We start from the raw sequence: 16,254 nt of genomic DNA on the forward strand, positions 1-16,254 counted from the left end.
TCATAATGATAGCAGAGGATAAAAGGAGTGTTTTAAAATGAATCCGTATGAAGTATTAGGAGTGAAGCCTGGAGCTTCTCAAGAAGAAATAAAATCAGCTTATAGGAAATTAGTAAAACAGTACCATCCAGACCAATATGTAGATAATCCGCTTAAGGATTTAGCACAAGAAAAATTAGCAGAAATAAACAAAGCTTATGATATGTTAAAAAATGGTGGTGGGAATTCAAGTTATAATTCTTCATCAAATGGATATAATGCTAGTTATAATACTGGATCTAATTCATATAGTAGTAATACTGTCATTTATGCAGAAGTAAGAAGTCTTATTCAAATGAGAAGTATAACGGCTGCAGAAGCAAAGCTTAATGCTATAAAGCAAAGAGATGCAGAGTGGTATTACTTATATGGAAATGTTATGATGGCAAAGGGATGGTTTGAATCAGCTTATAATAATATACAAAGGGCATGTGCTATGGATCCTAATAATTTTGAGTATAGGCAAGCATTAAATCAACTACAATCAAGAGGTAGGGGATATAGTCAAACATATAGAACTTCAACTGGAAATATGGATACTTGTGATTGTTGTATGAATTTATGGTGCTTAGATTCATTATGTGAATGCTTTGGTGGAGATCTTATAGGCTGCTGTTAGTTTAGTGACAAGTTTTAAGCTAATGAATAAATTCAGCTTAGGATGAATTTAAAAAATATATTATAAAAACTCCACAAGGAATTTCAAACACAATTTGTCACTTGCCACCTGTCACTTATCACTGAATAGAGGGGGGAGTTTTATGAAGGCTAGGGATATAGCTCTTGGTGGGATTTTAGTTGCATTAACGACTATAGTATTATATGCAACATCAATACTACCAATAAGTACATTAGCAATATTAACAATTGCATCGGCGTTAATACCAGTATGTATTATAAGAAGTAATATTCAGACATCTATTTTTGTATATATATCATCTAGTTTAATTGCTTTTTTCTTAGTTCCAATTAATATATCATTTTTATATTTTATATTCTTTGGAATATATGGAATAGTTAAATTTTTTATAGAGAGAATTAGAAAAGAAAAACTAGAGATACTATTTAAGATTGTATTTTTTAATATAGCATTTATAATTGGGTTTATAATAATGCAGAATGTTTTAGGAATAAATATAATAGCTGGATTAGAAGTATTAATGTCTAGATTCTTTGATACTTCAGGTAGAACTATTGCATCTATAATATTATGGATAGTAGCACAACCAATTTTTCTAATTTATGATTATGCAATGACTATGATTATTACATTCTATATGGAGAGAATACATAAAAATATATAGAGTAATAGTAAAAAAATGAACTGCTAATAGTAGCAGTTCATTTTTTGCTAAATATCTAATAAATTCTTCTTATATGAAGAGTATAGATGTCTTAATAAGCTCATTTTATCTTCTAATTCTAAATAAAGATCAGAAGCAAGGGATAAGTTATCTTCATTAATTGCATCTTTAAGTCTTGTGAAAAGACTCTTAGTAGAATTAGTATCTTTCATTATATAAAGTCTTAATTCATGAATTCTCATCCAGTTAGTTAAATCTAAATCAAGAGCTTTATTTACATCGTGAAGGCATTTAGAAGCTCTTATTTCAGTAGTAAACTTATTTACTATTCTATGAGATATTTCCATTTTCCATCTCTTAATAGTTGCCATTCTAAAGCTGTTAATAAGTTGATCTGTTAATACACCATTTCTCTTTAGAACTTCTACTTTTTCAGGGTATTTGTCTAAAGCACTGATATTTTCATAAATTGTAGCTGGTGCTTTACTAAAATATTTATTTCTCTCTTCTTCAGTGAAGTCTTCAAATACATCTTCTTCGGCTCTGTATTTTCTATTCTTTTCTAAGTAATCTGCCTCTTCACCATATTCTTTAGAAAGTTCATCTAGTAATTCATCATCAGTTTTATTATTATTTACTGCATAAAGAATACCATCAAGCATAGCCATATAGCATACAGCTATAGTTATATATGCATTTGAATGAGGATTTGGAGATCGTAATTCAAATCTTGTAGCCAGAGGATTAGCTAAATCTCTAATAAGTCCAACAAGTATAGATCTATTTCTAGATGGATTACTTGGAGATAATCCAAGTGAAGTAACTATACAAACTGGAGCTTCAAATCCAGGCTTTAATCTCTTTAAAGAATTATTAGTTGAAGAGATAAATGGATTCATAACTTCATAGTTTTTAAGAAGACCCATTAATGAACCATAACCAATAACACTTAAGAAGTGATCTTTTGTAGTATGGAATAAGTTTATTCTCTTACCATTTTTAAGTTTTAAGCTAATACCTAGATGAACGTGCATACCAGAACCAGCAACACCATCAAGAGGTTTAGCCATGAATGTAACGTCTAATCCATATCTTCTATAAGTTTCTTGAACTAATATTTTTATAAATAGTTCATTATCAGCAGCTTGAACTGCATCAGAATATTTCCAGTCAACTTCAATTTGTTCCATTACATGGTTAAAGTTACCAGAGGCATCTAGTTTGGCTCTAACGCCACCAACTTCCTTATGTCCCATTTCTGGTTCAAATCCATAGGCTTCCATTAGTAATAAGCTCTCTTCTAATGCTGTACGAACTTTACCTTTAGTTCTTGTCCAATATTGCTCGTGAAGTACTTGAGAAGTAGATAATTCTTCAAGTTCAGCATCAGTATTTGGTGTTTTAACCCAAAATTCTAACTCTGTAGCAGAAGTTATAACTATTTCATCAATATCATCTTTTTTTATGTTATAAATATCTAACACTTCAGGATGTGTTTCAAAGATATTCCATAAGTTATCTTTAAATGTTTTAACTGCATTATTTAAAATGTTTCTTGAATCTACAGGTTTGTTATCATGATATAAGAAACAAGGTATTCTTAAAGTACCTACAGGTTTATTTGTTGAGTAATCAATAAAATCATAGTTATAATCAACAAACCATTTGCAGTTTAGATCAGCAACCATATCTACTTTTGCGTTATTTAATGTAGCTATTCCAGGTAAAACAACTGATGAACCATCTGTTTGAACTGCAACTCCATGTAGGAATGAATCTAAGTCATCTAAAAATAAATTTACTGGAATTTTTTCATCAGTATCATTTCCAGAAAGATCAATACCAACAAATGATACAAATTTTATTTCTGGATGGGCAGATAGAATTTCTCTTACTTGCTCTTTTGTGTGATTTTCTTTAGGTATAGTGTAAAGTAAATTATCAATCATAAGCTTTAATTTCGTAATATCTATATAATATTTACGAAATAAGTTCACATCCTCTCATTTAAAAGTCGAATAATAATAAGGATAAGAAGAAAAATATTCGCAATTTCCTTATAGTGATTTTATTACAAATTTGATAAATATGTCAATATATTTATCAAATTTGTAATAAAATATCACAATTTTTCATAAATTATTCCTATTTACAAATTATAACATACTTTTAAAAATTTGATAAACATATATTTAAAAAAGTTAACTACTATAATTGCATAATAATATTTAAATGATTAATAATAAAAATATATAAATATAGTTTTAACAATAAGAGGAGATTTATTATGAATAACGTTGTATGTCCTAACTGTGGAGAAATAATTTTTGAGGAACCAGGTTGTGAGGCTAATGGAATTATAACTTGTGATAGCTGTAAAGAACAAATTAAATGGAAATGTGATGGTAAGAAAACAATAACTAAAATAGGAAATTAAAATATTAATTTAAAATCTCACGTCTAAGTGAGATTTTTATTTTTTTACAAAAAAAAGGAAGTGGCGTGGAAAAATATGGAATAATATGGTAAAATAGTATTGTAGTATACGTTTTAATTAGTAGTTTATATATAGTAAATAAAAAATAGGGATGAATAATAAAGGAGATGGGGAAAATGAATAAGTGCAAAGAAAAGGTGAAAGAAGAAAGGTATGGAGTAGTAATTACATTAGTAGTAATGCTTGTTAGTGTACTTCTTTCTAAGAGTTATTTAAATAAGTATTTTGACGTAATATTATATGCAGGTATATTTTCGGTTATTGGTGGATTTTTATATTCAATTATAAATATTGATAACATAAAAATAGCACAAACAGTAATTATAGGTGGAATAGCTACTATGCTTTTAAGTTGTGTATTATAAAGTTTGTTAAGTAAAATAACATATTATAAAATAAAAAAGTCTGAAGTTCAGACTTTTTTATTTTATGAATAAATATCTAATTTTCTGTTAAGTTTGAATTTGTGTATTCTTCATACCATTTATTAAATAAAACTCTAATAGAAGCTGCTACTGGAACTGCAAGTAACATTCCAAGTAAACCACCTACATTACCACCTATTATAATTGCCATCATAGTAAAGACAGCATGAAGCCCAACACTATTTCCAACGATTTTAGGGGCTAATAAATTATTATCAATTTGTTGAACAACAAGCATAGCGATAATAGCATAAATAACTTTAATAGGTCTACCACTCAATAGTCCCATAATTGCAGCTAGAAGTGTACCAACTAAAGGTCCAACATAAGGAATCATATTGCAAATACCTGCAATAAGGCCTATTACAATAGCATAATCTATGCCAACTAGAGATAAAGCTATTGCTGATAATGCACCAACAAAAAATGCCTCTAACAATTGACCTCGAATAAATTTTGAAAATACGTCATGTACTAGCCTAAATATTTCTTCAATTTTATTTCCAACACGGCTTTCTCTAAAAATTAAATAATATAATTTTTTCCACAATCTAATAAAGTATTCAGAATCCTTAAGAATATAAATACTTATAATAATTGCTACAAAGAATGAAGCAATACTACTTCCGATAGACATAATATTAGAAGTCATAGCTCCAAAATTAATCATAATATATTTTTGAAGAGTAGCAACTATTTGAATTATATATGGTTGTAAGGTATCAATGAATGGTATATTAAGGTTTTTTAAAGTATTTTCTATTGTGGAAGTAGAAAATGAATTAGTACTCAAGTATGAAGATATATCCGATATTATATTTGTTATTGTTGTATTTTTTGATAGCTGACCACCAATCATGAAATAAATACCCCAAAGTAAAGAAAGTACAATTCCAATTATTGAAACATAAGATAATACAATAGCTATTACTCTTCTAGTAGATTTATTTTTTATTTGGTATAGGTTATTTGTTTTAAGAAAATTTTCTATAAACTTTGTTAAAGGATATAGTAGATAAGCTATAACTATAGCAATAAGTAGTGGCTTAATTAGACTTAGTCCAGCTCCAATAATATTAAAGGTAGTAGTGAATATTTTACCTACATTGGACATAATAGTTAAAGCCAAATAAATAGCAATAGCTGTTAAAGTAACATATATTGAATACTTTAATAGTTTTTTATCAAAATGTATTTTCAATTATTTCACCGCCTTAATCTTAAAGTAATTTTAATAGCAATTAAAGTATATTATAACATAAATTTAAATTGTTTTATGGATAATATTAGTTGAAAATAAGATTTTTAAATTAGATATAATATTAAAAATAAAAAAGTTTAAATGAAATAGAAGGATAAATATCAAAAATATAGAATAATCATAATTATCAGAATTTTTGTAAAAATATACTAAATTTTAAGGGGGAGAGGGTAATATAGGAATATTTTAATTAATCAAAATATATAATAAATATAAATTACTTAAATATATATGATGTAATTTAGAAAGTATTAATTTAAAAAATTAGGGAGGAATGCAGCATGGAGAATGTTTATTCACAAATTGATGTTAACGCTTACGTAGCAAAATATATGGATGAAACAGGATGTAATTTAAATGAGGCTTGTGAGGAGTTAGGAATTGATCCTTCAAAAGTATTTACAGTTTCTTCAGAAGAAGATGAGATATAATAAATAGTAAAAAGTAGAAACTAAATAAAATTGATTTAAAGTAATATTTAAAGATTATAAGTATAATTTTTAAATATTACTTTGAATCAGCATTTTTAGTGTTTTAAATATGCAAGGCTTTACTATGATGATACATGCTGATATACTATAAAACATTAGTAACATATTTTGATAAGAAACAAAAGGCTATACAAATTAAGAGGGAGGAACAACTTGAAGAAAAGAAAAAAGGAAACGATTTTAATAGGTGTTGGACTTGTATTATTGTCTGTAATTTTACATTATGTACATGTTTTAATTTTTAAGGATGTACATCATACAATGATATTTTTAATTGCAGATATAGCATTTATTCCAATGGAAGTATTTTTTACTACTATAGTAATAGATAAAATGCTTGAAAGAAGAGAAAAGGAGCATTTATTAGAAAAATTAAATATGCTTATAGGATTATTTTATACTGAGCTTGGAACAAAATTATTATCGGATATAGTAAAGGGTGATGCACATGGGGTTATGGCTAATCATAGAACTATAACATCTGATACATGGTGTGATAAATCATTTGCAAAATTACATGAAGATATTCTTAATTATGATTATGAAATAAATATAGATAAGATTAATTTAAAGGATATAAGAAATAGATTAGATGATAATAAGGATTTACTTATTAATTTAATTTCTAATGGAAATTTATTAGAGCATGAGACATTTACAGAAATGTTAATGACAATAATGCATTTAAAAGAGGAATTGGATACAAGATATTGTGAAGATATTGAAGAATATGAAATAAAGCATATAGAAAAAGATTTAATGGCTGTATATAAGTATTTAACAATAGAATGGGCTGAATATATGAAGTACTTAAGCAAAAATTATCCAAGCTTATATTGTAAGGCTCTTATAAATAATCCTTTTGATAATAGGGATAAGAGAATTAAAGATAAATGCTTTTTAGGAAGTATAAAATAGATAAATTTAATATGTATATAAGTGGCAACTTTATGAAAAATAAGGTTGCTATTTTTTTATATAATAATTATTGTATTACAAATAAATGTAAATATGTTAAAATTAATATAGGTTTAAAGGAGGGGTTATGAGAAAAGTTAATGGGGAGAAAGTGTATTTAAATAGTGTTTTAAAAATATTAATGAGTATATTTACTGCAATATCAATTATAGCAATTTCTACGATAATAGCATTGAATCTTAGGTTTATATATAAGTTTATTATAGATAAATATGATTTAGTTAATATTACTGGAGTTTCAGTAGAGAATCTAATGATTGATTATAGTGGTTTAATAAATTATCTTCAGAATCCATTTATAGGATCATTAAAATTTCAAAATTTTCCTATGAGTCCTTATGGTGAAATACATTTTTATGAAGTAAAAAGAATTTTTATTGCGTTAATTATTATATCTTTAATTTTTATAATAGGTAATTTGATTTATGTTATTGTTTGTAGGATTAAAGGCTATAAGTATTTTAGTAGAAGAGTTATAGGAAATCTTAACTCAGGATCAAATATTTTAATTATGTTTTTTATAATATTAGTAGCAGTATATATTATAGATTTTTCAAAGGCTTTTATAATATTTCATAAAATATTTTTTAAAAATGATTATTGGGTATTTGATGAGAATATGGATCCTATAATAAATGCGTTACCTGAGGATTTATTTATGATATATGGAGCTATAATATTAGGAATAATTATAATATCATCTATAATTATTAAAGTTATAAATAAAAAATGTATCAATGACAAAGTATCTAGATATTAGATTTTAATTTTGAAAGGGCCTTAGAGGTAGGTTTTTAACTAGAATTAAATAATTAGGTAGTAATGCACATGTTGTAATAAGATTTCTTATTATAATATGTGCATTAATTTTTATTTTAATGAAGGAGATACATGGAGAGAAAGGTTTCTTTAAGTTTATGTATGATTGTGAAGGATGAAGCAAAAACCCTTGAAAGATGCTTAAATTCAGTGAAATCATTTATAAATGAAATTATAATAGTAGATACAGGTTCTAAGGATGAAACAAAGATAATTGCATCAAGATTTAATGCTAAAATATATGATTTTAAATGGATAAATGATTTTTCGGCAGCAAGAAATTTTTCATTTAGTAAAGCAACTAGTGATTATATAATGTGGTTAGATGGTGATGATTATATCAATGATGACGATATTAGAAAAATAAAATTACTTTTAGAAAATATGGATGATAGTTATGATTATGTAAGTGCAGAATATATACTAGCTAGAAATAATGAGGGTAAGGTGACTACATCGTTAAGAAGAAATAGAATAGTTAAAAGAAAATGTAGATTTATTTGGATAGGAAATGTTCATGAATATCTAGAGGTTTATGGTAAAGGTCTTGAAGGAGATTTTGCTATTGAACATGGTAAAATTAAAGAGTATACAGATAGAAACCTTCAAATATTTAAAGACATGGAGAAAAACAACAAAAAATTTACTCCAAGAGATATGTATTATTATGCTAATGAATTATTTGACAATAAATATTATAATGAGGCCATAGAACAATATAGAAAGTTTATAAATACTAAGCAAGGATGGATAGAGGATGTAAAGGGTGCATATTTAAAGATTATAAGTGCATTAAATATAATAAATAAAAAGGATAAAATACCTGATATTGCATTTGAATCCTTTAAGATAGATACGCCCACAGCAGAAATTGCATGTAGTTTGGGAGAGTATTATATTGAAAAAAAGAATTTTAAACAAGCAGCATTTTGGTATAGAGTGGCATTAGATTCAAGGCCAGATAGTTATAATATGGCTATTTCAAATAGTGATTATTATACATGGATACCAAGCTTACAGTTATGTGTTTGCTATTATAATCTAGGTCAAATAAAATGTTCATATTTCTTTAATGAATTAGCAGCAACATTTAATGGAGAAACAGAAAAAATTTTATATAATAGAAATGTATTCGAAAGAGATTTTAAAGAATTAAAGATAGAACCACCTAAATTAGAGTATCCACTAAAATTAAGTGATTATACTAAATATCTATAGATTAAGCATAGTAAGGTTTTTTCATTTAATAGAATAGATAAATAAAAAGTAATTATAATTCCTATAGAAGTTTATATAGAAGTTTATATAGTCTTCTTTTGGGAAATATAATTACTTTTTTCATAAAATTTTATAATTGCATGAAGTTTTTTAAAGAAATATCGAATGCTTTTACTGAATGGGTTAATTCACCTGAGGAAATAAAATCTACACCAGACAATGCATAATTTCTTACAGTATCTAAAGTAATATTTCCTGAACATTCTGTAAGAGCACGTCCATTTATTAATTTAACCATTTCAGTAGCTTGGGATGGAGACATATTATCTAGCATAATTATGTCAGCACCAGCTTCAAGAGCTTCTATTACATCTTCTTTAGATTCAGTTTCAACTTCTATTTTTCTAACAAATGAAGAATTTTCTTTAGCTAGCCTAATTGCTTCTTTTATGCTACCAGCGTATCCAATATGATTATCTTTAATTAAAATTCCATCTGATAAAGAAAAACGATGATTATTTCCACCACCTATTTTAACAGCATATTTTTCTAATATCCTAAGATTAGCCGTAGTTTTTCTTGTATCTAAAAGTTTTGTATTAAGTCCTTTAAGTTCATTTACATATTTGTTAGTTAATGTTGCAATTCCACTCATTTTTTGAAGTAAATTTAAAGCAACTCTTTCCCCCATTAAAATATTAAGAGCATCGCCCTTAACTTCACCAATTATATCGCCAGTTTTTACTTTTGAACCTTCTGAAATTAATGATATAAATTCAACTTCACCTAATATGGTAAATACTCTTTCAAATACAGGTAATCCACAAATGATTCCATCTTCTTTAGCAATTAGAGAAGCTTTTGCTTTAGAACCTTTAGTAATTACAGAGGAAGCTGTAATATCACCGTAAGGAATATCTTCTTCTAGTGCATTTTTAATTATTTTATCAATAATTAAATAGTTTAGCATATCTATTATCCACCTTTCTTTTTAAAAAGTTTATTAATTCTTCATAAGAATCTAATGCATATGATTTAGGTTCTTCAATAATTTCTTTAAATTTTATTTCATTTATTTTAGAGTTAATATTTTCAGAAGCTTGTTTACCAAAAACTAAGGCTTCTAGTAGTGAGTTACTAGCAAGTCTATTACTTCCATGTACTCCAGTACAACTAGCTTCGCCAACAGCATAAAGATTATTCATAGATGTTCTAGAAAATAAGTCAACTTTAATTCCTCCCATACAGTAATGATGAGCGGGAGCTATAGGAAGAAGATCTTTATCCATCTCATAACCTCTTTTTAAACATTCATTATATAGAAAAGGAAATCTACCCATTAGAAATTCTTTTGATTTTTTAGTCATATCTAGATAAACATAAGGAGTATCTGGTGTTTTTTCTATTTCTTTTAATATTGCAGTAGATACAATATCTCTAGGAAGTAAGGAATCAATAAATTCTTCGTGGTTTTGATTTAAAATTATTCCACCCTCGCCACGTAGAGATTCTGATAAAAGCAATTTCTTTCCTTTAGCTGATGGTTCATATAAAACAGTAGGATGAAGTTGCAAATATTCCATATCTTTAATTTCAATATTATTTTTTAGGCTGATATTAAGACCATCTCCAGTTAGAGACTCGATATTAGTTGTAGAATTAAATATTCCACCAATACCGCCAGTTGCTAAGATAGTAAATTTACTATTTACCTTATAAGTTTTATTTGAGTCCTTTAAGATTCCACCATAACAAATATTATCTTTAGAGATTAAATCTATTAATGTTATATTTTCTATCATAGTAATATTCTTTTTATTAGCAGCAATGTTTAATAAAGTTTCAGTAACTGATTTTCCAGTTTCATCTTTAACATGGACTATTCTAAATTCACTATGACCACCCTCTCTTGTATATCTTAGGTTATCTTCAGTTCTATCAAAAGGTACTCCCATTTTAACTAAATTATTAATATTCTCAACGGAGTTTTTTATTAGAAATTTAACTGCTTCAGTATCATTATGATAATTTCCTGCTTTCATTGTGTCATTAAAATAATTTTCTTCATCAAAAATGCCAAGGGAAGTTGAAATTCCTCCTTGAGCTAAATAACTATTACAATCTCTAAAAGTATCTTTAGTTATCATTAATATCCTAATATCATCTCTTAAATTAAGAGCAGTATAAAGGCCTGCAACACCTGTACCAACTATTAAAACATCATAATTCATAATTTTACACTGATAAAAGATGCATATTTTCTAGAGCTTTATGAGCGCTAACTCTAAGTTCTTCGTCAATATGAATTTCAAATTCTTCATTTTTTAAACAATTATATAAATCATTAAGAGATATTTTTTTCATATTAGGACAAATCATTCCTGTCTTTGTAGGAATAAAAGTTTTATTAGGACTTTTTAATTTCATTTCATAAAATACACCTTCTTCAGTTACTACAATAAATCCATCAGCAGTTGAAGAAGCACTATAATTAATAAGTTCTGATGTACTTCCTATATAGTCAGCTAAATCACGAACTTCTTTATTACATTCAGGGTGAACTAAAACAGGATAGTTTGGATATTTTTCTTTTAGTTCTATAATCTCATCTTTTTCAATTCTTTCATGAGTAGGACAAAAACCAGGATATAAAGTGAATTTTTTATTTGGTAGTTGTTCAGCTAAATACCTACCTAAGTTTCGATCAGGTAAGAAGATTATTTCGTCAGAATCTATATTATTTAATATATTAATAGCTGATGATGAAGTAACACATACATCAGACAAAGCTTTTATATCTAAATTAGAATTAATATAACTGACTACCTTAGCATTAGGATGCTTGTCCTTTAAAACTTCAAGGCGATTAACTAAAGCCATATCAGCCATAGGGCAAGTTGTACTATTTGATGGAATAAGTACTTTTTTATTTGGAGAAAGAATTTTTGCACTTTCAGCCATGAATTTTACTCCACAAAAGATTATTAAGTCTTTATTACTTTCCATAGCTTTTTTACTTAAGAAGTAAGAGTCACCAACTATATCAGCAATTTCCTGAATTTCATCACACTGATAAAGATGAGCAACTATTAATGCATTTTTTTCTTCTTTTAATTTTAGTATTTCTTCTTTTAAGTTCATTTTTACACTTCCTTTTAAAAATATTTACATGTGTATATACACAAGATTATCATAAAAGTATATACAATTCAATATAACTGTATCTGTAGAAAAGGATAAGCTTCCTCTGAGGTCAATACATATATTTACAGAATATAATTTGAAAAATGGCATAAGGAACAAATTAGTAGGGAATATAGTCTAATTAAGAAGAGAAAAATATTAAAATAACGCCTCTGAGGTTCATGAAAATATTGGTAATTAAGAGGCGTAGGAAAGAGAGAAAAAATGGTTTTTAGTAGTGTTTTATTTATATTTAGATTTTTGCCTATAGCAATGATTTTATATTTTTTAACCCCAAATAAATTTAAAAATTTAACTTTGTTGCTTGTAAGTTTAATATTTTATTCTTGGGGTGAACCTAAGTACTTTTTAATAATGGTAGCATCAATATTTGTAGATTACTTTGTCAGTAGAGGAATAGAGAAAAGTAGAAATAATAAGAAGGTAAGTATAATGCTTTTATCCATATCTATATTATTTAATTTAGGAATTTTATTTTTCTTTAAGTATTTTAACTTCTTTTTAGAAAATATAAATAATATTCTTGGGTTATCTCTAAAATATGTAAAAATAACATTACCTTTAGGTATTAGTTTTTATACATTTCAAACTATGTCATATACTATAGATGTATTTCTAGGGAAAGTTAAGGCTGAAAAAAACATTATTAATTTTGGAGCATTTGTATGTTTATTTCCACAGCTTATTGCAGGACCTATAGTTAAATATACTGATATAAATCTTGAATTAAAACATAGAAAGATAGATATAAAGCAAATTCAAGATGGGATAGAGTTATTTATACTTGGATTAGGAAGTAAGGTGCTTATAGCAAATAATATAGGAGCATTTTGGTCTGAAATTGAAGGGAAGGGATTTGATGGAATAGGAACAGTAATAGCATGGATATCTGTTTTAGCATTTGCATTTCAAATATATTTTGATTTTAGTGGATATTCATTAATGGCAATAGGACTTGGTAAGATATTAGGATTTAACTTCCCAAGAAATTTTAATTATCCTTACATATCAAAAAGTATAACTGAATTTTGGAGAAGATGGCATATTACATTAGGATCTTGGTTTAAAGAGTATGTATATATACCTTTAGGAGGGAACAGAGTAGGAAGATTAAGAGTATATATAAATCTTTTTATAGTATGGTTTTTAACTGGATTTTGGCATGGAGCTAGTTACAATTTTATACTGTGGGGATTATACTTTTTTATTTTAATTAGTATAGAGAAAGCTTTCTTATTAAAATTTTTAGAAAGACATAAAATAATTTCACATATATATTCAATATTTTTTATATTGCTTGGATGGGTAATATTTGCAATAGTAGATTTAGGACAACTAAAAATATTATTGAAAGAAATGTTTAGCATAAGTAAAAACAGTCAATGGATATATTATGTACGAAATTACGGGATTACTTTTATAATTGCATTAGTATTTTCAACTCCCATATTAAAAAACATATATAATAAAGTTATTAAAAGTGATGTCTTAAATACGTTTATTTTGATGAGTATATTTCTGGTATCTATAGCTTATTTAGTTGATGCTACATATAATCCATTTTTATATTTTAGATTTTAGAGGATGGTGATTATATGAAGAAAAATTATTTATTATATTCTTTTGTCATAGCAATTATAGTATTGCCAATAGTTAGCTTAATTAGCAATGATAAAGAGTTTTCAGAATTAGAAAATAGAAATTTAAAAACGAGTGTTACATTTTCAATAAAAAATTTTTTAGATGGAAGTTTTCAAAAAGAGTATGAAAAGTATATTAATGATCAATTTCCATTAAGAGATAAATGGATAAGCTTAAAATCAATGAATGAATATGTTTTAGGCAAAATTGAAAATAATGGAATAATATACGGGAGTAATGGAGAGCTATTTGAAAAATTTGATTCTTTAAATGAGGAAAGATTAAAAAATAATGTTGAGGTTATAAATAATTTCGCAGAAAAGTATTATGATAAGGTTTCATTAATGATTATACCAAATTCATATGAGATATATAAAGAAAGTTTACCAATGGGTTCACCTATAATTATGCAGGAGGAAACAATTAACAAAATATATGATTTTTCAAAATATACTAATAATATAGATGTAATGAAAGAATTATTAAATAATAAAAATAGCTATATTTATTATAAAACAGATCATCACTGGACAACATATGGAGCTTATTTAGCTTATTGTAATTTTATTAATTCAATTGATGGAAATAGAGTTAATTTAGAAAATTTTCAAAAAGTAGAATTGCCTAATTTTTATGGCTCATATTATTCGAAAGCAAAACCTTTTAATATTAAGCCAGATATGATGACTTATTATGATTTTAATAATTTAACAATGGAAATAGTGGGAGATAAAATATATGATTCTATATATGATTATTCGAAGAAAATTTTAAGAGATAAGTATTCGTTATTTTTATATGGAAATAATCCATTAACTATAATAAAAAATAAAGATATTAAAAATAATAAGAAAATATTAGTTATAAAAGATTCCTTTGGAAATTCATTAGTGCCATTTTTGACTCAAAATTATGAAGAGATTCATGTTATAGATTTAAGGCATTTTAGTAGTAGATTAAGTAGTTATTTAGAAGAAAATGATTTTGAAAATATTTTGATTATATATAATTTTATAAATTTAGCTACAGATAATAATGTATTAAGGCTTAAGTATTAAATTAGCGCAGTAATAACAAAAGTATTAATTACTCTTTGTATGTTACTGCGTAAATTATTTATATAATTATAAATAAGATAGAATACTAATAGTTTTAGTATCGATTATTTCACCTTTTTTTATCATTAATTTTAGGTCATCTAATGTAAATTTTTTTATATCTGTAAACTCATCTTCATCACATGCTTTCTTACCTTCATATAAATTAGTAGCTTTAAATAAGTGAATTATTTCATCACAAAAGCCAGGCGCAGTAGCAATTTTTCCAAGATAAATCATATCTTTAGCTTTATATCCAGTTTCTTCTTCTAGTTCTCTATGAGCGCAATTTATAGGGGATTCGTTCTTATTAAGCTTTCCAGCTGGAATCTCAAGAAGTGTTCTCTCTAAAGGTTTTCTAAATTGTTCTATCAATATAACTTCATTTTCACTTATAAAAGGAATTATAGCACAAGCTCCTGGATGTTTAATTATATCTCTATTAGATAAATTTCCATTAGGTAATTCCACTTGAACATTTATTAAATTTAAATAGTTACCATTATATATTGCTGTTTCTTTAATAGTGGTTTCATAAAATTTCATAAATATATCTCCTTATATATAGTTTTATAATAATTTATACTTAATATATTATTTAAATATTATATCATAAAGTTTAAATGTAGTATTATGAGATATTTTATCTAAATAATATGTAACAATAAAAAAATATGGACATAAAATGAAAGTATAGACAGAGCAAATGACAAATTTTAGTATGTAATTAGGAGGATAAAATGCGTTACTATAATAACTCAATGAACAATCCTAAGAATGAGGATAGATTAAGAAGAAGAAGATTATGTAGAAGTAAAATGAATGAATGCAATACTGGTAACGAAGATGAAGAGTTCTTTTCAGATGATATAGATGAAAATATGGACTGTTCATCTAAAGAATATTATGATGATGAATATAAATGTTGTTGCGTTGGACCAAGAGGGCCAAGAGGACCAAGAGGTTGTCCAGGAGCAACTGGAGCAACAGGAGAAAGAGGAGCAACAGGAGAAAGAGGGGCAACAGGAGCAACAGGAGCACAAGGACCACAAGGATTAAGAGGAGCAACTGGTGCAACAGGAGCAACAGGAGCACAAGGTGTTCAAGGTATTCAAGGACCAACAGGACCAACAGGGGCAACTGGTGCAACAGGAGCAACAGGAGCACAAGGTGTTCAAGGTATTCAAGGACCAACAGGACCAACAGGTGCAACAGGAGCAACTGGTGCAACAGGAGTACAAGGTGTTCAAGGTATTCAAGGGCCAACAGGACCAACAGGA

At 26.6% G+C, this 16,254-nt stretch carries 16 protein-coding genes and 1 pseudogene; 11 read left to right on the forward strand and 6 right to left on the reverse strand.

Annotated features, from left to right (window positions below; genetic code table 11):
* The first annotated feature begins 37 nt into the window (after positions 1-37).
* Positions 38-658, forward strand: coding sequence for a J domain-containing protein (locus tag I2E98_RS04890; RefSeq protein ID WP_195467843.1), 621 nt, complete (start codon positions 38-40; stop codon positions 656-658).
* 142 nt (positions 659-800) lie between these two features.
* Positions 801-1,343 (forward strand): hypothetical protein, encoded by a 543-nt coding sequence (locus I2E98_RS04895; protein ID WP_195467844.1) that lies wholly within the window; start codon positions 801-803, stop codon positions 1,341-1,343.
* Between the two features lie 47 nt (positions 1,344-1,390).
* Here I2E98_RS04895 and I2E98_RS04900 read toward each other — a convergent pair whose 3' ends face one another.
* Positions 1,391-3,292, reverse strand: a complete 1,902-nt coding sequence (locus I2E98_RS04900) for a glutamine synthetase (RefSeq protein ID WP_195467874.1) — start codon at positions 3,290-3,292, stop codon at positions 1,391-1,393.
* A 338-nt stretch (positions 3,293-3,630) separates the two neighbouring features.
* On the opposite strand from I2E98_RS04900, the gene I2E98_RS04905 reads away from it, so the two are divergent.
* Positions 3,631-3,780, forward strand: coding sequence for a hypothetical protein (locus tag I2E98_RS04905; RefSeq protein WP_195467845.1), 150 nt, complete (start codon positions 3,631-3,633; stop codon positions 3,778-3,780).
* A 176-nt stretch (positions 3,781-3,956) separates the two neighbouring features.
* Positions 3,957-4,205, forward strand: a complete 249-nt coding sequence (locus I2E98_RS04910; protein WP_195467846.1) for a hypothetical protein — start codon at positions 3,957-3,959, stop codon at positions 4,203-4,205.
* Positions 4,206-4,281: 76 nt separating this feature from the next.
* Here the strand turns inward: I2E98_RS04910 and I2E98_RS04915 are convergent, their stop codons facing one another.
* The gene (locus tag I2E98_RS04915) at positions 4,282-5,466 is read right to left on the reverse strand and encodes an AI-2E family transporter (RefSeq protein ID WP_195467847.1); all 1,185 of its coding nucleotides are present in this window, start codon (positions 5,464-5,466) and stop codon (positions 4,282-4,284) included.
* Between the two features lie 341 nt (positions 5,467-5,807).
* Between I2E98_RS04915 and I2E98_RS04920 the strand changes: the two genes are divergently transcribed.
* The 4 genes from I2E98_RS04920 to I2E98_RS04935 all read left to right on the forward strand — a co-directional run bounded on the left by I2E98_RS04920 (position 5,808) and on the right by I2E98_RS04935 (position 9,032).
* Positions 5,808-5,957, forward strand: a complete 150-nt coding sequence (locus I2E98_RS04920) for a hypothetical protein (protein ID WP_195467848.1) — start codon at positions 5,808-5,810, stop codon at positions 5,955-5,957.
* Between the two features lie 213 nt (positions 5,958-6,170).
* Positions 6,171-6,935 carry a hypothetical protein gene (locus I2E98_RS04925; RefSeq protein WP_195467849.1) on the forward strand — a complete coding sequence of 255 codons (765 nt, stop codon included), beginning with the start codon at positions 6,171-6,173 and terminating at the stop codon, positions 6,933-6,935.
* A 127-nt stretch (positions 6,936-7,062) separates the two neighbouring features.
* On the forward strand, positions 7,063-7,755 hold the full coding sequence (locus I2E98_RS04930) for a TIGR01906 family membrane protein (protein ID WP_243250948.1): 693 nt from the start codon (positions 7,063-7,065) through the stop codon (positions 7,753-7,755).
* Positions 7,756-7,886: 131 nt separating this feature from the next.
* On the forward strand, positions 7,887-9,032 hold the full coding sequence (locus tag I2E98_RS04935) for a glycosyltransferase family 2 protein (RefSeq protein ID WP_195467850.1): 1,146 nt from the start codon (positions 7,887-7,889) through the stop codon (positions 9,030-9,032).
* Between the two features lie 130 nt (positions 9,033-9,162).
* Here the strand turns inward: I2E98_RS04935 and nadC are convergent, their stop codons facing one another.
* The 3 genes from nadC to nadA are packed head-to-tail and all read right to left on the reverse strand — an operon-like array spanning position 9,163 to position 12,173.
* Entirely contained in the window at positions 9,163-10,002 is an 840-nt protein-coding gene (gene nadC, locus I2E98_RS04940) for a carboxylating nicotinate-nucleotide diphosphorylase (RefSeq protein WP_195467851.1), read from the reverse strand.
* Entirely contained in the window at positions 9,980-11,263 is a 1,284-nt protein-coding gene (locus I2E98_RS04945) for an L-aspartate oxidase (RefSeq protein ID WP_195467852.1), read from the reverse strand. The genes nadC and I2E98_RS04945 overlap by 23 nt, the downstream gene beginning before the upstream one ends.
* Positions 11,264-11,267: 4 nt before the next feature.
* On the reverse strand, positions 11,268-12,173 hold the full coding sequence (gene nadA, locus I2E98_RS04950; protein WP_195467853.1) for a quinolinate synthase NadA: 906 nt from the start codon (positions 12,171-12,173) through the stop codon (positions 11,268-11,270).
* Between the two features lie 267 nt (positions 12,174-12,440).
* Here nadA and I2E98_RS04955 point away from each other — a divergent pair, with 267 nt between their 5' ends.
* Positions 12,441-13,817, forward strand: a complete 1,377-nt coding sequence (locus I2E98_RS04955; protein WP_195467854.1) for an MBOAT family protein — start codon at positions 12,441-12,443, stop codon at positions 13,815-13,817.
* A 14-nt stretch (positions 13,818-13,831) separates the two neighbouring features.
* Positions 13,832-14,935: a DHHW family protein gene (locus I2E98_RS04960; protein ID WP_195467855.1), complete on the forward strand. Its 1,104-nt coding sequence runs from the start codon at positions 13,832-13,834 to the stop codon at positions 14,933-14,935.
* 66 nt (positions 14,936-15,001) lie between these two features.
* On the opposite strand, the gene I2E98_RS04965 is transcribed toward I2E98_RS04960, so the two are convergent.
* Positions 15,002-15,520: an NUDIX hydrolase gene (locus I2E98_RS04965; protein WP_195467856.1), complete on the reverse strand. Its 519-nt coding sequence runs from the start codon at positions 15,518-15,520 to the stop codon at positions 15,002-15,004.
* A 194-nt stretch (positions 15,521-15,714) separates the two neighbouring features.
* Between I2E98_RS04965 and I2E98_RS15970 the strand changes: the two are divergent.
* A pseudogene (locus I2E98_RS15970) lies at positions 15,715-16,254 on the forward strand (hypothetical protein); the annotation flags it as partial.

This window comes from Clostridium sp. D43t1_170807_H7, from assembly GCF_015555905.1.
In the GTDB taxonomy this organism is placed as follows: domain Bacteria; phylum Bacillota; class Clostridia; order Clostridiales; family Clostridiaceae; genus Clostridium.